This window comes from Streptomyces sp. NPDC043680, assembly GCF_056436685.1.
In genome coordinates this window covers 1-16,421 of the sequence record NZ_JBWKCE010000019.1, presented here as the reverse complement: position 1 = coordinate 16,421, position 16,421 = coordinate 1, and the positions used below count along the sequence as shown (strand labels likewise).

Annotated in this window: 17 protein-coding genes; 8 read left to right on the top strand and 9 right to left on the bottom strand. The window is 73.5% G+C overall.

The window, feature by feature from the left end; genetic code table 11:
- Positions 1–94 precede the first annotated feature (94 nt).
- Positions 95–790: a DUF4386 domain-containing protein gene (locus AC0666_RS28110; protein ID WP_468963995.1), complete on the bottom strand. Its 696-nt coding sequence runs from the start codon at positions 788–790 to the stop codon at positions 95–97.
- A gap of 71 nt (positions 791–861) precedes the next feature.
- Between AC0666_RS28110 and AC0666_RS28105 the strand changes: the two genes are divergently transcribed.
- Positions 862–1,539: a TetR/AcrR family transcriptional regulator C-terminal domain-containing protein gene (locus AC0666_RS28105; RefSeq protein WP_468963996.1), complete on the top strand. Its 678-nt coding sequence runs from the start codon at positions 862–864 to the stop codon at positions 1,537–1,539.
- Between the two features lie 54 nt (positions 1,540–1,593).
- Here AC0666_RS28105 and AC0666_RS28100 read toward each other — a convergent pair whose 3' ends face one another.
- Positions 1,594–1,794: a hypothetical protein gene (locus tag AC0666_RS28100; RefSeq protein ID WP_468963997.1), complete on the bottom strand. Its 201-nt coding sequence runs from the start codon at positions 1,792–1,794 to the stop codon at positions 1,594–1,596.
- Between the two features lie 170 nt (positions 1,795–1,964).
- On the opposite strand from AC0666_RS28100, the gene AC0666_RS28095 reads away from it, so the two are divergent.
- Positions 1,965–2,165: a hypothetical protein gene (locus tag AC0666_RS28095; RefSeq protein ID WP_468963998.1), complete on the top strand. Its 201-nt coding sequence runs from the start codon at positions 1,965–1,967 to the stop codon at positions 2,163–2,165.
- Between the two features lie 114 nt (positions 2,166–2,279).
- Here the strand turns inward: AC0666_RS28095 and AC0666_RS28090 are convergent, their stop codons facing one another.
- From AC0666_RS28090 to AC0666_RS28075, 4 genes are all read right to left on the bottom strand, one after another.
- On the bottom strand, positions 2,280–2,726 hold the full coding sequence (locus tag AC0666_RS28090) for a MarR family transcriptional regulator (protein ID WP_468964000.1): 447 nt from the start codon (positions 2,724–2,726) through the stop codon (positions 2,280–2,282).
- Positions 2,723–3,205, bottom strand: a complete 483-nt coding sequence (locus tag AC0666_RS28085) for a MarR family winged helix-turn-helix transcriptional regulator (RefSeq protein WP_468964001.1) — start codon at positions 3,203–3,205, stop codon at positions 2,723–2,725. Before AC0666_RS28085 ends, AC0666_RS28090 begins: the two co-directional genes overlap by 4 nt.
- 63 nt (positions 3,206–3,268) lie before the next feature.
- Positions 3,269–4,057 carry a hypothetical protein gene (locus tag AC0666_RS28080; RefSeq protein WP_468964003.1) on the bottom strand — a complete coding sequence of 263 codons (789 nt, stop codon included), beginning with the start codon at positions 4,055–4,057 and terminating at the stop codon, positions 3,269–3,271.
- A complete protein-coding gene (locus tag AC0666_RS28075; protein WP_478708563.1) occupies positions 4,054–6,315 on the bottom strand; it encodes an MMPL family transporter in 2,262 nt (753 codons plus the stop codon). Before AC0666_RS28075 ends, AC0666_RS28080 begins: the two co-directional genes overlap by 4 nt.
- A 266-nt stretch (positions 6,316–6,581) precedes the next feature.
- On the opposite strand from AC0666_RS28075, the gene AC0666_RS28070 reads away from it, so the two are divergent.
- Together AC0666_RS28070 and AC0666_RS28065 are read left to right on the top strand one after the other, a co-directional pair.
- Positions 6,582–7,274, top strand: a complete 693-nt coding sequence (locus AC0666_RS28070) for a response regulator transcription factor (protein ID WP_468964005.1) — start codon at positions 6,582–6,584, stop codon at positions 7,272–7,274.
- Positions 7,271–8,734, top strand: a complete 1,464-nt coding sequence (locus tag AC0666_RS28065; RefSeq protein WP_468964006.1) for a sensor histidine kinase — start codon at positions 7,271–7,273, stop codon at positions 8,732–8,734. The genes AC0666_RS28070 and AC0666_RS28065 overlap by 4 nt, the downstream gene beginning before the upstream one ends.
- A 286-nt stretch (positions 8,735–9,020) precedes the next feature.
- Here the strand turns inward: AC0666_RS28065 and AC0666_RS28060 are convergent, their stop codons facing one another.
- A complete protein-coding gene (locus AC0666_RS28060; RefSeq protein ID WP_468964317.1) occupies positions 9,021–9,455 on the bottom strand; it encodes a MarR family winged helix-turn-helix transcriptional regulator in 435 nt (144 codons plus the stop codon).
- Between the two features lie 100 nt (positions 9,456–9,555).
- Between AC0666_RS28060 and AC0666_RS28055 the strand changes: the two genes are divergently transcribed.
- Complete coding sequence (locus AC0666_RS28055) at positions 9,556–10,398, top strand: alpha/beta hydrolase (protein ID WP_468964007.1); 843 nt, start codon at positions 9,556–9,558, stop codon at positions 10,396–10,398.
- A gap of 26 nt (positions 10,399–10,424) precedes the next feature.
- On the opposite strand, the gene AC0666_RS28050 is transcribed toward AC0666_RS28055, so the two are convergent.
- On the bottom strand, positions 10,425–12,029 hold the full coding sequence (locus tag AC0666_RS28050) for an FAD-binding oxidoreductase (protein ID WP_468964008.1): 1,605 nt from the start codon (positions 12,027–12,029) through the stop codon (positions 10,425–10,427).
- A 63-nt stretch (positions 12,030–12,092) separates the two neighbouring features.
- Here AC0666_RS28050 and AC0666_RS28045 point away from each other — a divergent pair, with 63 nt between their 5' ends.
- The gene (locus tag AC0666_RS28045) at positions 12,093–12,713 is read left to right on the top strand and encodes a TetR/AcrR family transcriptional regulator (RefSeq protein ID WP_478708562.1); all 621 of its coding nucleotides are present in this window, start codon (positions 12,093–12,095) and stop codon (positions 12,711–12,713) included.
- A gap of 10 nt (positions 12,714–12,723) precedes the next feature.
- Positions 12,724–13,581, top strand: coding sequence for an AAA family ATPase (locus AC0666_RS28040; RefSeq protein ID WP_478708561.1), 858 nt, complete (start codon positions 12,724–12,726; stop codon positions 13,579–13,581).
- Between the two features lie 387 nt (positions 13,582–13,968).
- On the opposite strand, the gene AC0666_RS28035 is transcribed toward AC0666_RS28040, so the two are convergent.
- Positions 13,969–14,583, bottom strand: a complete 615-nt coding sequence (locus AC0666_RS28035; protein WP_478708560.1) for a TOPRIM nucleotidyl transferase/hydrolase domain-containing protein — start codon at positions 14,581–14,583, stop codon at positions 13,969–13,971.
- Positions 14,584–15,130: 547 nt separating this feature from the next.
- Here AC0666_RS28035 and AC0666_RS28030 point away from each other — a divergent pair.
- On the top strand, positions 15,131–16,300 hold the full coding sequence (locus tag AC0666_RS28030; RefSeq protein WP_468964011.1) for a PIG-L family deacetylase: 1,170 nt from the start codon (positions 15,131–15,133) through the stop codon (positions 16,298–16,300).
- Positions 16,301–16,421 lie beyond the last annotated feature (121 nt).

Sequence of the window (16,421 nt, the reverse complement as noted above, 5' to 3'; positions counted from 1 at the left end):
TTGCGGAGGCGGAGGGCCGGGGGAGGCGGGCGCGGACCTCTACGCCGTGTTCGTGTTCGCCGGCCGGCAGCTCATGTGCGTTCGGCTCGGTGTGTCACGACGGCTGAACCGCCCGAACGGCCTGCCGGTCGAAGCCCTTGGTGATGAGGCGGACGGCGAGGGACACCTCCCAGGCGAACACCGGGAGGGCCGCGAGCGATCCTGCGGGGGAGACCTGCTCGTACAGCCCGAACATCACGGCGGCCGCCGACGCGCAGATCAGCGGGCCGCCGATGAGCCCCAGGACGGCGATGGGCCGCGGCACGAGCCGCGAGCGGTACATCAGCCACGCCAGCACCAGCGTGTTCGCCCCCAGGGCGACGTTCGGCCCGAGCAGGAACGTCCAGTCGTGGATCGCCACCAGGGCCTTGCCGGTGGTGGTGAAGGACGCGGTGTCGGTGCCGGCGTAGTCCCTGCGCAGGGTCACGACCGAGAGCACGCCGATGATGCCGACGAGGATGACGGCGGCTTCCAGGAGTCGCCCGCAGACGTGTCCCAGGGCGGCGCCTTCGTTCAGCTGCCGGATGACCGGGTACAGGGTGACGCCGGTCCCGATGACCGCGGCCACGAGGACGAGTTCGCACAGCGCGCCCCCGAGGACGCGGGTGTCGGCGCCGGGGCCGAGGACGTAGTCGGCACCGTTCAGCCCGTTCAACACCGGCCCGTACAGCGCCAGTCCGCCGATCGCGGCGATCTCGGTGACGAGGAAGAAGACCCCCGCCACGATCGCGGTTCTTCTGCTCGCGTTCATGGGCACCCCCTGTTGCGGTGTACGGCGTACACCTGGGCCCTACCGTAGGTGTACTGCGTACACTCGTCAACATGGCGAATACGCAACAGGTGCGCCGCGCCCCCCTGAACCGCGAGCGCGTGCTGCGCGCCGCGGTGGCGCTGGCCGACGGCATCGGGATCGAAGCGCTCAGCATGCGCAAGCTCGCCCAGGAGCTCGGCGTCGTGCCCATGGCGCTCTACAAGCACGTCGCCAACAAGGACGAACTCCTCGATGCGATGGTGGAAGCGGTCGTCGGGGAGATCGAGACCCCGGCCTCCGGCGCCGACTGGAAGAGTGCGGTCCGCCACCGCATCCTTTCCGCGCGCGCTGCCCTCCTGGGCCACCCGTGGGCCGCCGAGGTGATCCGCTCGCGCACCGGCCCGACCCCGGCCGTCCTCGCGTACCTGGACTCGGTGATCGGCATGTTCCGGGCCGGGGGGCTCTCCATCGACCTGACGCATCACGTCATGCACGCCCTGGGCAGCCGGGTCCTGGGCTTCACCCAGGAGCTGTTCGACGCCCCGGCGGGTCCCGCTGCGGCGCCCGCCCCGGCCGGTCCGAGCCCGTACCCGCACGTCATGGAGCTGGCCGCGGCGGTGGCCCACGACGACGGCTCGGTCATCGGCCCGGGCTGCGACGACCAGTTCGAGTTCGAGTTCGCCCTGGACCTCCTCCTGGACGGCTTCGACCGCCTCCACCGCCAGGGGTGGACCTCGGCCGTGCGGTGAGCCCGACGAGCCACTGGCCGTAGGGAGGGTTGGGTTGGGCCGGGACCCGGTGGGTCAACCGGTCCTGCCGCTGACCACCCCGGCATCACCCCGGGCACCTTCCGCGAGGCCGCGGCCGCCGCCGACGAGCTTGTCGTCAACGGCATCGACGGGCGCAACGCCGTCACCGCGCTGACCGGCATCAGCGACTCCCTCGCCGGCAAGGTGCTCGTCGACTACGCCGTCCCCTTCATCTGCGACCCCGAGGTCGAGCATCCGTGGCCGACGCCGTGGGGGACCATGCCGAAGCTCGATCCGTGTGACACCGACAGCCTCGGCGAGCAGATCCAGCGGGCCCTGCCCGAGGCGAAGGTGGTCAAGTCCTTCGTCAGCAGGAACAGGACACCGTCGTCAACCCGCAGGCCGTCGGGGGCGGCGACCACACCATGTTCGTCGCCGGCGACCACGCGGACGCCAAGAAGCAGGTCACCGAGCTGCTGAAGACCTACGGCCGGACCGACATCCTCGACCTCGGCCCGCTGGTGTGTGCCCGCGGGATGGAGATGGACGCCCACAGGCACTCGGCCATCGGCTTCGGCCTGGGCCGGCAGTGCGGCGGCCACTTCGGCATCAAGGTCGTGCGCTGAACGCCCCGCCCGAGGGCTCCGCGCCCTCTCAGCCCAGGCGCATACCCGGGCCGCTGCCGCACGCGGTTCCGCCGGGGTGGCGCCCGGTGTGGCCGTGCAGGGCCGGACCGGACCTCAGGCGCCGGCCAACTCGACGTTCGCCCGCTCCGTGACCAGTGCCAACACGCGACCCGCGACCGCCAGGTCCTCGGCCGGAATGCCGGCGTACAGCCGGGCGGCGATCTCGGCGGTCGCAGCGGCCGTGGTCGCGTACAGGTCCCGTCCGGCGTCCGTGGGCCGGAGCCGGGACGCCTGCGCCGGGTCCTCTTCCACCAGCTTCGCGGCCGTCAGCTCCGCCATGACGCCGCGTACGAACGACTCGTCGGTCTTCAGCGAGCCGGTGACCTCGGCGACGAGCTCCTCGCGGCCGATGGACTCGCCTGCGACCACGACGGCCCGGAGCGTCACGCTCTGGTGGAACGTGACGCCGTGGCGGGCCAACACGCCCTCCGCGAGGGCGCGCCCGGCATGGTGGGCCAGGGCGATGACACGGGCGTTGACCGGGGGTGCGGTGGTGGTCATGACTGCTCCTTCTCGCTCTCGGTGTGTGGATCAAGAGGTGCATCGAGCAGGGTCGCCAGCTCGCGGGTGAACTGCCGCGTGCGCGGGCTGGCCTGTCCTCCGAGCGGCTCCAGCAACTGGTCCAGTAGCCCCTGGACCACCCTGACCGCACGGCCTGTGACGTCGCACCCCTGCTCGGTGAGTGACAGCCGCATGGCGCGCGGGTCGTTCGGGTCCCGGGTGCGGGCGACGAGTCCGGCGGTCTCCAGGGCGCGGGAGAGCTTGGAGACGTACAAAGGTTCGAGCCCGGTGGTGTCCGCGAGCTGACGCTGACTGGGCTGCAGCCCGGAGCGCCGCATGCCGTGGAGCGAGGCCATCACCGCGTACTGGGCATGGGTCAGGCCCAGCGGCGCGACCGCCCGGTCGACGGCCACCCGCCACTTCATCGACAAGCGCCAGACCAGGAATCCCGCCGTGGCGCCCTCAGGTGCTGTACTCACAACGGATACAGTACATGGATACTATGTCCATGGCTACTATTTCTGGGGGCGCTCGAAGCGAGGTCACGGCCGCAAGGGACCCGCTGTTGCGGCGAGGCTGACATGACGAGCGTCGACGACGGCCTCGATGCCCCGGTCCGTGACCCGTACCGATGTGGGCTTCAGGGCCGGCGCCGGGGCCTGGGCCCCCGGCCGGGCGGCCAGCCGGTCGCGGATCCCCCGGGTGAGCCGCTCCGGGGCTGGCGAGCCCATCAGGGTGGCCGCATCCAGGGTGAACTCGACGCGTCCGTCGTTCAGTTGCGGACGGACGGCGATGCCGAGGGCGCCGCTGGGCCCGAGCCCGAGGTGCAGGACGCCGGTCGCCGGATCGGTGGTCACCTCGCTGACGGGCAGGGACGGTTCCCCCGTCGTGAGCCAGGTGCGGACGGCCTCGGTCGGTACGGTGATCCGGCCGTGGACGGCGTCCACGGCCTTCCTGCCGCCCCCGCCCAGCGGGACTCCGTCCAGGCCCAGCCGTACCGAGGCCCCGGTCACCCGGCCGAGTGCCGCATCGTCCCCGGTGACGGTCACGCGGCCGGCCCGTCCCCGGGCCAGCGCCAGCAGGCCCGACCCCGCGAGGTCCGCCTCGGTCCGCCCCAGGCGTGGTCGCAGGGCGTCCTCGATGCCGTTCTCGACGACCGCGGTCGCGGCGGCTTCGGCGCCGCCGGCCAGGAGCGCAGTGCCCAGGACCCCGGCGAGGATCCGGGCCCGCCATGTCCCGCGCCGGGAGCGCGACGGCGGAGCGCCCGCCGCGGGTCCGGCGGCCGCGGTGCGGGGGCGCCCGCCGGCGCCTGCGGTGGTGGCCCGGCTCATGCCCGTACCTCCCGCGTCCGGTCGCCGGGCCGGGATTCCTCCGGGTGGCCGCCCTCCGGGTCGAGGTGCGGCAGGATCCGGTCCAGCCAGGCGGGAATCCACCAGTTCGCACGGCCGAGGAGGTGCATCGTGGCCGGAACCAGGAGCAGCCGGACCACGGTGGCGTCGAGCACCACGCTGACGCCGAGGCCCAGGGCGAGCATCTTGACCACCGGGTTCGCCGAGAGGAGGAAGGCGAGGAAGACGCTGGTCATGATCAGCGCCGCACAGCTGATGACGCGGGCGGTGGACGCCAGGCCGGCGGCGACAGCGGCCTGGCTGTCGCGGCCCGCCAGCCAGTACTCCCGGATCCGCGCCAGCAGGAACACCTCGTAGTCCATGGACAGTCCGAAGACGATGGCGAACATCATCATCGGCACGTACGACTCGACGGGCACGGTCTCGTCCACGCCGAACAGCGGGGATCCCCAGCCCCACTGGAAGACGGCGACGACGACGCCGAACGAGGCGCCGATCGAGAGCAGGTTGAGCAGGGCCGCCTTCAGCGCGATCAGCGGGCTGCGGAACACGACCAGCAGGAGGACGAACGCGGCGGCGACCACGAGGCCGACGACCAGCGGCAGGCGGTCGGCGAGCACGTCGCGGAAGGTCTGCTGGGCGGCGCTCTGCCCGGTGAGGTAGCCGGTGGCGTGGTACGGGTCGAGCGCGCCGGGCAAGGTCTCCTCCGCCAGCCGGTGCAGCAGGTCGGCGGTGGCCCGGTCCTGCGGGGCGCTGTCGGGTACGACGGTGGAGACGAGCAGGGTGCCGTCCGGGGTGGGGGCGGGCGGGGTGGCCGACGCCACGCCCGGGGTGTCGGTGAGTGCCTGCTGGAGCCGCCCGGCGAGCTCCGTGCGTTGGTCGGGGGCGGCGCCGGCCTTGTCGAGGGTGACCACGACGGTGAGGGGTCCGTTCGCGCCAGGACCGAATCCGTCGGCGAGCAGGTCGTACGCCCGGCGTTCGGTGGCCGTGACGGGCGAGGCGCCGGCGTCGACGTGGCCGAGCCGCATGGACGCGGCCGGTACGGAGAGCAGCGCGAGCACGGCGGCACCCAGCAGCAGGAAGGTCCAGGGCCGGCGCCCGACGGCGGCGGCCCAGCGCTGCCAGATGTCGCCGTCGCCGCCCGGCTCGCCGCCGGGTTCGTCGCCGGGTTCGTCGACGGGGGTACGGACGCGGAGCCGGTCGATACGCCGGCCGGCCAGGCCCAGCAGGGCGGGCGTCAGGGTGAGCGCGGCCAGCGCGCCGGTCAGTACGGTGGTGCCCGCGGCGACGCCCAGCATGCCGATGAAGCCGACGCCCGAGGCGAACAGTCCGGCCAGGGCCGCGGTCACGGTCAGCGCGGCGACCAGCACGGCCCGGCCGCTGGTGGCAACCGTACGGCCGGCTGCGTCGGCCGGGTCGGGCAGGGTGTGCAGCAGCTTGCGGTGCCGGGTGACCAGGAACAGCGAGTAGTCCAGCCCGACGCCGAGGCCCATCATCACCGCGAGGGTGGGCGATACGGCGGCGAAGTCGAACCCGGCGGCGAGCAGGCCGAGTCCCGCCAGCCCGGCCAGCAGTCCGACTACGGCACTGATCAGGGGGAACCCGGCGGCCGCCACACTGCCGAAGCCCAGCAGCAGGACGATCACGGCCGTGGCGATGCCGATGACCTCGGACGCCCGGTCGGCGCCGGCCGGGGCGGCGAGTTTGCCGAGCGGTCCGCCGTACTCGACGGTGACCCCGCCGGCCCGCAGCGGCTCGACGGCGGCGTCGACCCGTTCCAGGTAGGACGTGTCGAACTGAGCCGGGTTCGAGTCGAAGCGGACGGTGTAGTAGCCGGTGCGGCCGTCCCCGGTCACGGCGGCGGGAGTGGCGAGCGGGTCGGCGACGCCGATCACCCCGGGCAGGGCGGCGAGCCGCTGCCCCGCGTCTTCCACGGCATCCCGGTGCCCGGCCAGGCCTTCCCCGCCGGCCGAGAGAACGACCTGCGCCGGGACTCCGCGGTGGGCCGGGCCGCCGTGGGCGTCGAGCAGGTCCGCGCCGGTCTGCACCGCGGTGCCGGGCAGGGCGAAGTCGTCCTGGTACTGCCCGCCCCAGGCCCGGTCGGCCCCGACGGCCGCCAGCAGCGCGAGGAGCCAGACGGCGATCACGAGCCAGGGGCGGCGGGCGCAGGCCCGGCCGGTCCTGTACAGCAGCCCGCCCGGGGCGGAGCCGGGTGGTGCGGCCTGGTCACTGGGTTTCATCGCGGGAGTCCTTGCCGGGGATCGGTACGAAGAGGAAGGGAACGGGGTACGGCGGGGCGCGCGTGTGCCGTCGGTGGCACGCGGCACCCGGCACCGATCATGGCCGCTGATTGCCCGGCCACCATGAGGGGATTGTTAGGGCTGTGTGAGGCCGCACGGGCGGCGGGCCGCGCACCCCGGACGTGGGGCGCCGGCTGGCTAGCATGGGTCGCGTCCCCCGCCCGCACTCCGCGGCTCCGCTCCGCGCACAGGTCACCGGAGTCGTCATGAACACCCGCAAGGGGCTCGTCCTCATCGTGGAGGACGACCCGAACATCGCCGCGCTGCAGCGGCTGTACCTGGAGCGGCACGGTTACCGGACGGAGACGGTCGAGGACGGCCCCGCAGGTCTGGACGCGGTGGCACGGCTCGCGCCGGCGGCGGTCGTACTGGACGTCGGGCTGCCCGGCATGGACGGGGTGACGCTGTGCCGCCGGCTGCGCGAGCGGGACGACTGGACCCCTGTCCTGCTGGTCACGGCCCGCGGTGACGAGGCGGACCGGATCCTGGGGCTGGAGCTCGGCGCCGACGACTACCTGACGAAGCCGTTCTCGCCCGGTGAGCTCGTGGCCCGCGTCAACGCCGTGCTCCGCCGCGGGGGCCGCCCCGCGACGGCTCCGGCCGTGCACACGGTGGGGCGGCTGCGGGTCGACCCCGCCCGGCACACCGTCCATGTCGACGGCGTTGCGGTGGAGTTCACCGCCCTGGAACTCAACCTGCTCGCCTTCCTGCTCGAACACCGCGGGCAGGTGTTCACCCGTACCCAGCTGCTGGACCAGGTGTGGGGCGACTCGGCCCACCGCGACCAGCGCGTGGTCGACGTGTACGTCTCCCAGATCCGCGCCAAACTCGGCGACGCCGGACCGATCAGGACCGTCCGGGGAGTCGGCTACAGCGCGGCGGCCGAGGAGACCGCGTGAGCGCCGCCGGCCCCGGGCGACGGCCCCGACGACGGGGCACCCTCGCGCGGGAACTGGTCCTGTTCGCGGGGCTGATCGCCCTGGTCGCCGTACTGATGAGCGGGCTCACCGCCTGGTACACCGCCCGGGGCAGTGCGGAGGCCCAGGAGCGCGGCCGGCTCGCCCGGCAGGCCACCGCACTGAGCCGGATCCCGCGGCTGTCCGTGCTGCTGGTGGAGGGGGAGCAGCTGATCGCCGGCTCCAACGGGCTGCGCCTCGCCGTCCTCGATGCGTCGGGCACGCTCCACGGTCCGGCCTCGGCAGCGGTCACGAACGCACAGCGGGACCGGCTGCTCACGCGCCGGCCGCTGTCGGCGACCGGGACCCTCGGCGGGGAGCAGGTCATTGTCGAGGGGCGGACGTTCGGGGCGGGCGGGGTGGTGCTCGCCAAGCCGATGGCCGAGGTGGACGAGGCCGCCGCGCGCATTCGGCGGAGCCTCGTCCTTCCGCTGTGCGCCGGGCTGGTCGGGGCGGCCTGCGCCGGGCTGCTGCTGGCGCGCCGCATCACCCGCCCGCTGACCCGCGCCGCCGAGATCGCGCGCCGCCTGGCCGACGGCCGGCGCGGCATCGCGGCGACGGGACCGGACGCGGTACGGGAGGACAGGGCGGGCGGCGTACCTGGCGGCGAGCGGGGCGGCGGGCCCGCCGAGGTGGTGGAGCTCAACCGCGCCATGGCCGTCCTGGACCGGGCCCTGCTGCGCAGCGAGGAAGGCCGCCGCGAGTTCCTGCTCTCCATCTCCCACGAGATCCGAACCCCGCTCACCACGATGCGCGGCTACGCGGAGGCCCTGGCCGACGACGTGATCCCCGCGGGCCGGGTTGCCGAGACGGGCAGGGTGCTGGTCACCGAGGCGCAGCGGCTGGACCGCTTCCTGTCGGACCTGCTCGACCTGGCCCGGCTGGAAGCCGACGACTTCCGGCTGGAACCGGCCGACACCGACCTGGTCGCGCTCCTGGAGCAGGCGGCCGAGGTGTGGCGGGACCGGTGCTCCCGGCACGGGGTCGTCTTCCGGTGGCAACCGCCCGCGGCGGGTGTGCCTTCCCGGCCCGTACGGACCGACGGCTTCCGGGTCCGGCAGCTCGCCGACTGCCTGCTGGCGAACGCCCTGCGGATCACTCCGGCGGGCCGGCCGGTGGTCCTGGCCCTCGCGGCGGTCCCGGGCGGCGGTATGCGCATCGAGGTCCGTGACGGCGGACCGGGACTGACGGATGACGACGTGGCGGTGGCCTTCGAACGGGGGGCGCTGCACGAGCGCTACCGCGCGGAGCGGCCGGTCGGCAGCGGGCTGGGCCTGGCCATCGCCCACCGCCTGGCCACCCGGCTGGCAGCCACCCTCACCGCCACCGGCCACGGCCCCGAAGGGGGGGCGGTGTTCACCCTCACCCTCCCGGCCGCCCCGCCGGGCGGGGAGGGCGGGTGACCGGCCGGGAGGACGGGCGGGCATTCACGCAGCGGTCGGCGGCTCGGGCGAGGTGAGCTCGATCAGGTCACCGCGGCCTTGCAGGATGCACGTCATGTTCGAACAACCGCGTACAACCGCCGTCAGTGAAGAAGACCGGCACGCCAGGCAGGCCTTGACACGAGTCTTCACCGCAACGACAGCACGCATCCGAGCCCTGCGGGGCTTCGCCCGTGACGCCGTCCCTGTGGGCGGGCCTCGTTCATGCCGGTCCCTGGCCGCTTCCGGAAGTGCGCCAGGCCCCGCATCACGGTTCCGGCTGCGGAGCAAGGGCCGTGTGGGTCGCCGACAGGAAGCGGCGGACCGTCTCCCGTTCGGTGGGGGTGAACCCGTGCAGGACGTCGAGCACCCCCTCGATCAGCGGGCCGAAGAACTCCCAGCCCAGGCGCACCGCCTGCGGTTCGACGCCGAGCAGGACGCGGCGGCGGTCCTGCTCGTCGCGCAGGCGCGCGATGTGCCCCAGCCGCTCCAGCCGGTCGATGACGGCCGTCGTCCCGGCCGAGTTGAGGCCGAGCCGGGTCCCGAGCAGGCCCGGAGTGGCGGGTTCGCCCGCGCGGGCGGCGTCCAACAGGCAGATCAAGGCCCGTACATCGGTCGGGTGCATGTCGTTGCGGGCGGCGAACTCCGCCTGCCGCAGCCCGAATTCCACGCTCACGGCGCGCAGGAGGTGCACCAGTTCCATGGTGCCGTCTGCCGTGTTGTCGTCCACATCGCCTCCGCCTAATATCTCTCGCTGAGCGAGATTATCGCCTGTCGAGGGATTGGGGGCGGCCATGTGTGCCATGCCTGTCACGTCCGAGTCCGCTGTGCCCGCCTCCTTCCGCGCCGCTTACGAGGCCGTCCTGCAGCAGTGGCCCGGCCCGGTGGAAGCGACCAGGCTGCCCACGCCGTACGGCATCACCCGCGTCAACAGCAGCGGAGCCGCGGACGCCCCGCCCCTCGTGCTGCTCCCCGGCGGCGGGGCGACCTCCGCCGTGTGGGGCGCGGTCGCCGCCACCGAGGCGTACCGGCTGCACGCCGTGGACCTGGTCGGGGATCCCGGGCTCAGCGTGCCGGCGGCCGGGCGGCCGCTGCGGGCCGTCGAGGACGTCGTGCGGTGGCTGGACGCGGTGCTCGACGGGCTCGGCGGCGGCCCCGTCGCCCTCGGCGGGCACTCGTACGGGGCGTGGATCGCCGCACACTACGCGGCCCGGCGCCCCGGGCGGCTCACCCGGCTGGTTCTGCTCGACCCGACCCGGGTGTTCACCGGGCTCCGGCCCGGATACGTACTGCGGGCCCTGCCCATGCTGGTGCGGCCCACCCCCGCCCGGATCCGGGGCTTCCTGGCGTGGGAGACCGGCGGGGCGGCCCTGGACCCACAGTGGCTGCGGCTCCAGGACGAGACGGCCCGCTTCCCCACGGCCCGGCCCGTCACCGGACCGCGCCCCGACCTCCGCGGCCTCGGGGAGCTGCCGGTGCAGGCGCTGTTCGCCGCCGATGCCCACTGCCACGACGCCGCCCGGGCGGCGCGGGCCGCACGCGCGATGCTGCCGGGCGCGCGGATCGACGTACTCCCCGGGGTGTCCCATCATGCGCTGCCGCTGACGGCGGCCCCCGAGATCGTGCGGTGGCTCGTTCGGCCGTAACAGGGGACCCGCTGTCGCGGTTGCGGTCAGTCCACGAGCACACCCGGGTTGAGGATGCCCCGCGGATCGAGCGCCCCCTTCGCGGCCCGCAGTGCGAGGGCGAAGGGTTCGGGGCGCTGGCGGTCGTAGCCGGGCCGGTGGTCCCGGCCCACGGCGTGGTGGTGGGTGATGGTGGCCCGGTGGCGGTGCAGGACCTCGCCCGCGACGGCCTTGAGGTCGTCCCAGAGGGCCACCTCGTCACCGGCGCGGCCGGCTGCCAGGACGGTGAAGTAGGGTGCCGCGCCGTCCGGATACACGTGCGTCAGACGGCAGTTGACGGTCGCGGGGTGACCCGTGGCCTTCAGCGCCGCCTCGCCGATCTCGGTGCGCACCGCTTCGATCAGGGCGGGGATCCGGTCCCAGGTGGCCGCCGTCTCGAAGGTCTCCGCGACGGCACCCATCCTGGCCAGGCCGTCGCGGAGGTACGGCATGCGCAGGAAGGCCGAGCGCCAGGCGCTCACGGCCGCGTCGCCTGCCGGGGAGCCGTCCGGGCCGGCGCTCCCCCCGTACCGGCCGCCGTGTGAGCGGGCCAGGTCGACCGCCCGTTCGAGCCGGGAAGCCACCGGTTCGTCCGCCGACTCGAACCCCAGCACCAGTACGGCGGAGCCATCCTGCGCCGAGCCCGACAGCGCGGCCTCGCCGGCGTCCAGGAGACGGCAGTTGGCGGGGGAGAGGTCGGACTGCGCGAGGGTGCGCACCGCCCGCAGCGCGTCGTGGAAGTCGGCGAAGGCGACCGCGGCGGAAGCCTTGAAGCGCGGGCGTTCCTGGAGGCGGACCCATGCCTCGGTGATGACGCCGAGGGCCCCTTCGGAGCCCAGGAACAGGCGGTCGGGGGAGGGGCCCGCCCCCGAGGCGGGCAGCCGCCACGAACTGCTCGCGCCGACCGGGGTGACGACGCGCAGCGATTGCACGAAGTCGTCGATGTGTGTGCGGCCGGTGGCGTAGTGCCCGCCGGCCCGGGTGGCGAGCCAGCCCCCGAGCGTGGAGAACTCGAAGCTCTGCGGGAAGTGCCTCAGGGTGAGGCCGTGGGGCCGAAGCTGGTCCTCCAGGCTCGGCCCGAGGGTACCGGCCTGGATCCGTGCCGCCCGCCCCTCGGCGTCGACCTCCAGGACGCGTCCCATGGCGGTCAGGTCGAGGGACATCACCGCCCGGTGGGCGTCGCCGCGGTATTCCACGCCCCCCGTGACCGAGGAGCCCCCGCCGTACGGGATGACGGCGACCTGCCGGTCGCCGGCCCAGTCCAGCAGGTCGGCGACGCCGCGCTCGTCCGTCGGGCGGGCGACGAGGTCGGGGATGCGGCCGGGCCGCCCCCGAAGGGCCCGCGCCACGTCGCGGTACGCCTTTCCCATGGCGTGCGCGGCGCGGTCACGGGGCTCGTCGCTGACCAGGCCGGCGAGGCTCCGCGGGGGTTCGACGGCGGGACTTGCGATGGCCAGGTCGCGGATGCGGGGCAGCGGGAGCGGGCGGCTGAGGGTGCCGGGGAGCAGGGCGCCCATGGCGGTGCATTCCGCGTCGTCGGGTTGTGCGTCGGTCCAACCCCAGCCCCACCAGGAGCGGGTGCGGGACGTCGGCTGCGTGGGGGTGCCGGCCATGGAGGGCTCCAGGGTTCGCAGTAATTTACCTTGAGGTAAATTACCTACTGATAATATCTGTCCATGGCAACCCCCCCTACGAAGGTCGGCACCAAGGGAGTTCCCCGGGAGCACCGCCGCCGGCAGATGTTGGAGGCCGCCACGCAGGAGTTCGGCACTCGCGGTTACGCGGCTGCGTCGCTCCCCGCGATCGCCGCGCGCGTGGGTGTCACCAAGACGCTGCTGCACCAGTACTTCGGAACGAAGGAGGACCTGTACCTGGCCTGCCTGGTCCCCGTCGGGGACCGGCTCCTGGACGGGATCCGGACGGCGATGGGGCCGGACGGGACCACGCCGCACACCCCGTTGCGCGTACTGGACAGCATCTTCACCGCGCTGGAGGGGCAGCGGGAGGCGTGGTTCGTGCTGTACGACACCTCCCTGCCGTCGGGCGGCGAGGCCGCACGCCGGGCTGCGGAGTACTGGGCGGCCATCGACGACCTCGCGGCCGGTGGCACCGCCGAACTGCTGCGCACGGCCGGATCCACCGACCCGCTGGACGCCGACGCCCTCAAGTACGTCTGGCGGGACCTGGTCGCCACCCTCGTCCGCTGGTGGGCCAAACACCCGGAGCAGACCCCGGCGGAGATGACGCAGCGCTGCGCCCGCCTCTTCGCAGCCGGCGCCGGCCTCGCGGGCCGATAGCGTTCACCGGGTGATCGATCGAAACCGGGATGTCCCTCCCACTCCGCCCGCCGACCGGATAACCGGCCTCCAGTCCGCGCAACGGGACAGCACGGCGAAGCAGCCGCTGCGCGCCGCGGGAGAGCCGGCGGGAAGCCCCGTCCGCAGCTGCGCCCCCGCGCAGGGACCGGGGCCTGCGCTGCGTGCACCACTGCCCTCCGCGGGGACCGTTGCCGCCGCGGGTGAACTCCGCCCCCGCGGGCTGGTCGACCTGCGCGGCGTGCTCCCGGTCCCCGCGCGCACGGTCGTGTATCCCCCCGGCGCCGTCGTGGTCGTCTCGGGTCTGCCGGGCAGCGGCAAGAGCACGCTGCTGGAGCGCTGGTCGCGGGCTGCGGGCGTGCGGGTCGTCGAGCCGCGGGTCACCCATGTGCAGTGCGAGTCCCGCATGCCGGCATGGCTGCCCTACGCGGTGTACCGGCCGTGGGCCCGGCTGCGGCACTTCACCTGGCTGAGGGCGGCAGTGGCGTGCGGCGAGCCCCTCCTCGTGCACGACTGCGGAAGCCGTGCGTGGATGCGCACATGGCTGCGCGCGGCGGCGCTCCGCGCGGGCCGCACCGGCGGCGTCCACCTGGTCCTCATAGACGTCGGACCCGCCGCCGCGCTGTCGGGGCAGCGGTCCCGCGGCCGCCACGTCTCCCGCCGGACCTTCGCCGGGCACGTCCGGGGACTCGAGCGGCTGTTCGCCGCGCTGGCCGACCGCGGCCGTGACGCCGTGCCCGAGGCGGCCTCCGTCGTACTGCTGGACCGGTCTTCCCGCGGCCACCTCACGGGCATCGCGTTCACCGGGGAGTCGCACACCGCGGCCCGGGACCCGCTCACCGCGCCGTGAACACCGGGCGCGTAAGGGGGTCGTGTCCGGCTGCCGTGCGTCCCGCCCTGTGGCACGCGGGAAGAGCCGACCGGCCGGAGTGCCCCGTACAAGAACCCGGCAGACCCTCGGACACCCCCATGACCGCCTCCCACGCTGCACGCGCAGCGGGCCACTGGCGCTCGCCAGTGCTGCCCTCGCCGTCCTGTTGACGGCTCCCACTGGGCATGCGGACCTGACCGCCGCCTCCATGGCGAAGATCCAGGCAGCCACCCTGTCGATACCCGCCATCGGCGTCTCCGGACTGTCACCACCTCCAAGCCCTGACCCCGGGGGAGCGCCGGGAGTTGGCGAACGTCGCGCCGCGCGGCGGCCGCTGCGACGACGAGGGCCTTCAGCCGAGGGGCTTCACAGGCTCACGAGGAGATCGTCGAGCGGGGCCGGTACCTGTCCGGGACCGAGGGCCTCGACGAGCAGGCGACCGTAGCGGATCTTGCGTCCCTTCTTCGTGCCGAGGAAACGCCGCAACTGCTGTTGCCGCGGCCGACCTTGGTGCGCGGGCTGGCACAGGAAGGTCTGCCAGGCCCGGAGATCGCCCTCGGCCCGGACGATCTCCTCGACGGCCGCCGTGCCGAGCGCGCGGATGAGCTCGTCCTCCAGGTCCGCCACGCATACGAAGAAGCCCTGGTGAGGCGCCCGAGCCCGTTTCAGGCCGCGGTCGTAGAAGGGCTGCTCGCGCTCGTCGCACAGCCCCGCCAGGTGCAATCCGAGGCCGGGCGGCCCGAGGAGGCCGGCGTAGCGGCCGACGCTCATCGCCCCGCCCATCGACACGACGCACACCCCCTCGGCGGCAAGGTCCCGGCCACGGCGTACGGCCAGCGCCTCGACGGCCGCCAGGTCGCTCGGTCCTTCCAGCAGCACCGCCGTCCGCAACCCCAGCCGCACCGCCAGGTCCCTCGCCGCCCCACCGGGACCGCCGTTCGCCCAGCCACTCACCGCGTCCCGGAACGCCTTGATGTCCATGGGGTGAGTCTCCACTTCCCCCGACGCCATGGCACGGAAATATTCGACGGCCTACCAGATGCCGCTGATCAGGGGCAGGCGGCGCCGTCGGCGTCGACGCCGGCTCCTCGCCGATCCACCGATCGGCCCGCCCGTGTCGCTGGCACGCCGCACTCGCCCCTAGCATCGGGCACAGCACACCGAGAGCTTGCGCGCCCGCTTACCGGCGCGGGGCGCAGGCGCGCAGGCGCAGGGACGGACGAGTCCGCCGAAGGGGTCCGAGGTGAGGTCAGGGTCGGAGTCGGTCGACAGCCGGATACGCGCGGGTAGGGGGAAAGCCCCGGCCTCCGCACCGGGTCTCGGAGCGAGCTCCCCACCGCAGGCGGTGCGCCGCATCCCCCGCGAGTGGTGGCGCCGTTGGCGGGCGCTTCCCCTGACCTTGGGCATCGTGCTGAGTGGAATCGCTTCGTTCCTCCAGTTGGACGTCGCGCATGCCTACGGTGGGCAGCAGACCGGAGCCCGGAGAGGTGTGGAGCCGGGCACCGAATGCCGACCGACGTTGATCGGTGTGGCACACCAGGACGATGACCTGCTCTTCATCAACCCCGAAGTCCAGCGGCTGATCCGTCACCGGTGCTCCGTCGGCACCGTCTACCTGACCGCCGGGGACGCTGGGCGCTCGTTCACCGAGGACCCCTACGTACGACGACGCGAAGAGGGCTTACAGGCGTCCTACGCCACGATGGCGGGTGTCCCCGACCGCTGGCACCGCAGCGATCTCACCGTACGGGGCCACCGCCTCGTGTCCTTCGTCCTGGACGGCCGCCCCGACGTACGGCTCGTCTTCCTCCGGCTGCCCGACGGGTTTGCGAAGGGCGCCGGGAGCACGCGGTACGCCGGCCAGAGCCTGCTGAAGCTGTTTCGCGGGCAGATCGCCACGATCAAGCCGGTGGACGGAGCGAAGCCCTACACCAGGGAAGAGCTGACCTCGGTGCTCTCCGACGTCCTCTCCCTCCGGAAGGCCGAACGCATCCTGACGCTCGACTACGACAGTGCCACCTTCGGGGTCGGCCCGCCGAATCCGGCCGATCACAGCGATCACGAGATGACAGGGCGGTTCTTCCGGAAGGCCGCCTTCCTCGCTCGCACCCGCCCGACCGTCGCCTCCTACGTCGGCTACGGCCTCTCGCTGCTTCCGGCCAATCTCACTGCCCAACAGCGGCGCGACAAGGAAGCCGTCTACGACGCGTACCTCAGGTACACGGGATGTTTCACGGCTCCCTGCCCGGCCGGACTCACCCTCAGCCAGGATTTTCGCCGGTGGATCGCGAGGGAACACCGCAGGACGCATCGGCAGGCCCGTCCCGGCGAGATCGTGTCGGCGATAGGCCGCACGAATACGAAGGTCGCGGTCGAGCGTTGCCTTGCGCAGGACCGCCGCCGCCCTGCGGACGGTGCCGTCACGACGGCGGACTGCGACGGCGGGCCGGCCCAGCGGTGGGCGTTCGTGGGCGCCACCGTTCGGGCCGCCGGGTCCGGGGCCTGTCTCACCGCTTCCACGCAGGTCAGCCTGTCACCGTGCAGCGGGTCGAGCGCCCAGACGTGGTGGCGTGACGCCGACGGAAGGATCGGATCGGGCGGCCGCTGCCTGCATCAGGACGACCTGGCGATGCTGAACCCCGGGCTCGGTCTGAAAGCGTGCAGCCCCTATCGGCCCGAGTTGCGCTGGCAGTGGTAGGCCTGGTGGTTCCGGTGGAGTGGCCGGGTGTCACAGCCCCATGGAGATGGCCAGGCGGGTCAGCTCGGCCGTGTTGTTGATGCCCAGCTTGGCGCGGATGCGGCGGAGGTAGGCGTCGACG

What these genes read in the sequence shown, in the direction of transcription:
- AC0666_RS28110 (WP_468963995.1), bottom strand. Translation starts at nt 790, where the DNA reads ATGAACGCGAGCAGAAGAACCGCGATCGTGGCGGGGGTCTTCTTCCTC.
- AC0666_RS28105 (WP_468963996.1), top strand. Translation starts at nt 862, where the DNA reads ATGGCGAATACGCAACAGGTGCGCCGCGCCCCCCTGAACCGCGAGCGC.
- AC0666_RS28100 (WP_468963997.1), bottom strand. Translation starts at nt 1,794, where the DNA reads ATGCTCGACCTCGGGGTCGCAGATGAAGGGGACGGCGTAGTCGACGAG.
- AC0666_RS28095 (WP_468963998.1), top strand. Translation starts at nt 1,965, where the DNA reads ATGTTCGTCGCCGGCGACCACGCGGACGCCAAGAAGCAGGTCACCGAG.
- AC0666_RS28090 (WP_468964000.1), bottom strand. Translation starts at nt 2,726, where the DNA reads ATGACCACCACCGCACCCCCGGTCAACGCCCGTGTCATCGCCCTGGCC.
- AC0666_RS28080 (WP_468964003.1), bottom strand. Translation starts at nt 4,057, where the DNA reads ATGAGCCGGGCCACCACCGCAGGCGCCGGCGGGCGCCCCCGCACCGCG.
- AC0666_RS28075 (WP_478708563.1), bottom strand. Translation starts at nt 6,315, where the DNA reads ATGAAACCCAGTGACCAGGCCGCACCACCCGGCTCCGCCCCGGGCGGG.
- AC0666_RS28070 (WP_468964005.1), top strand. Translation starts at nt 6,582, where the DNA reads ATGAACACCCGCAAGGGGCTCGTCCTCATCGTGGAGGACGACCCGAAC.
- AC0666_RS28060 (WP_468964317.1), bottom strand. Translation starts at nt 9,455, where the DNA reads ATGGAACTGGTGCACCTCCTGCGCGCCGTGAGCGTGGAATTCGGGCTG.
- AC0666_RS28055 (WP_468964007.1), top strand. Translation starts at nt 9,556, where the DNA reads ATGCCTGTCACGTCCGAGTCCGCTGTGCCCGCCTCCTTCCGCGCCGCT.
- AC0666_RS28050 (WP_468964008.1), bottom strand. Translation starts at nt 12,029, where the DNA reads ATGGCCGGCACCCCCACGCAGCCGACGTCCCGCACCCGCTCCTGGTGG.
- AC0666_RS28045 (WP_478708562.1), top strand. Translation starts at nt 12,093, where the DNA reads ATGGCAACCCCCCCTACGAAGGTCGGCACCAAGGGAGTTCCCCGGGAG.
- AC0666_RS28035 (WP_478708560.1), bottom strand. Translation starts at nt 14,583, where the DNA reads ATGGACATCAAGGCGTTCCGGGACGCGGTGAGTGGCTGGGCGAACGGC.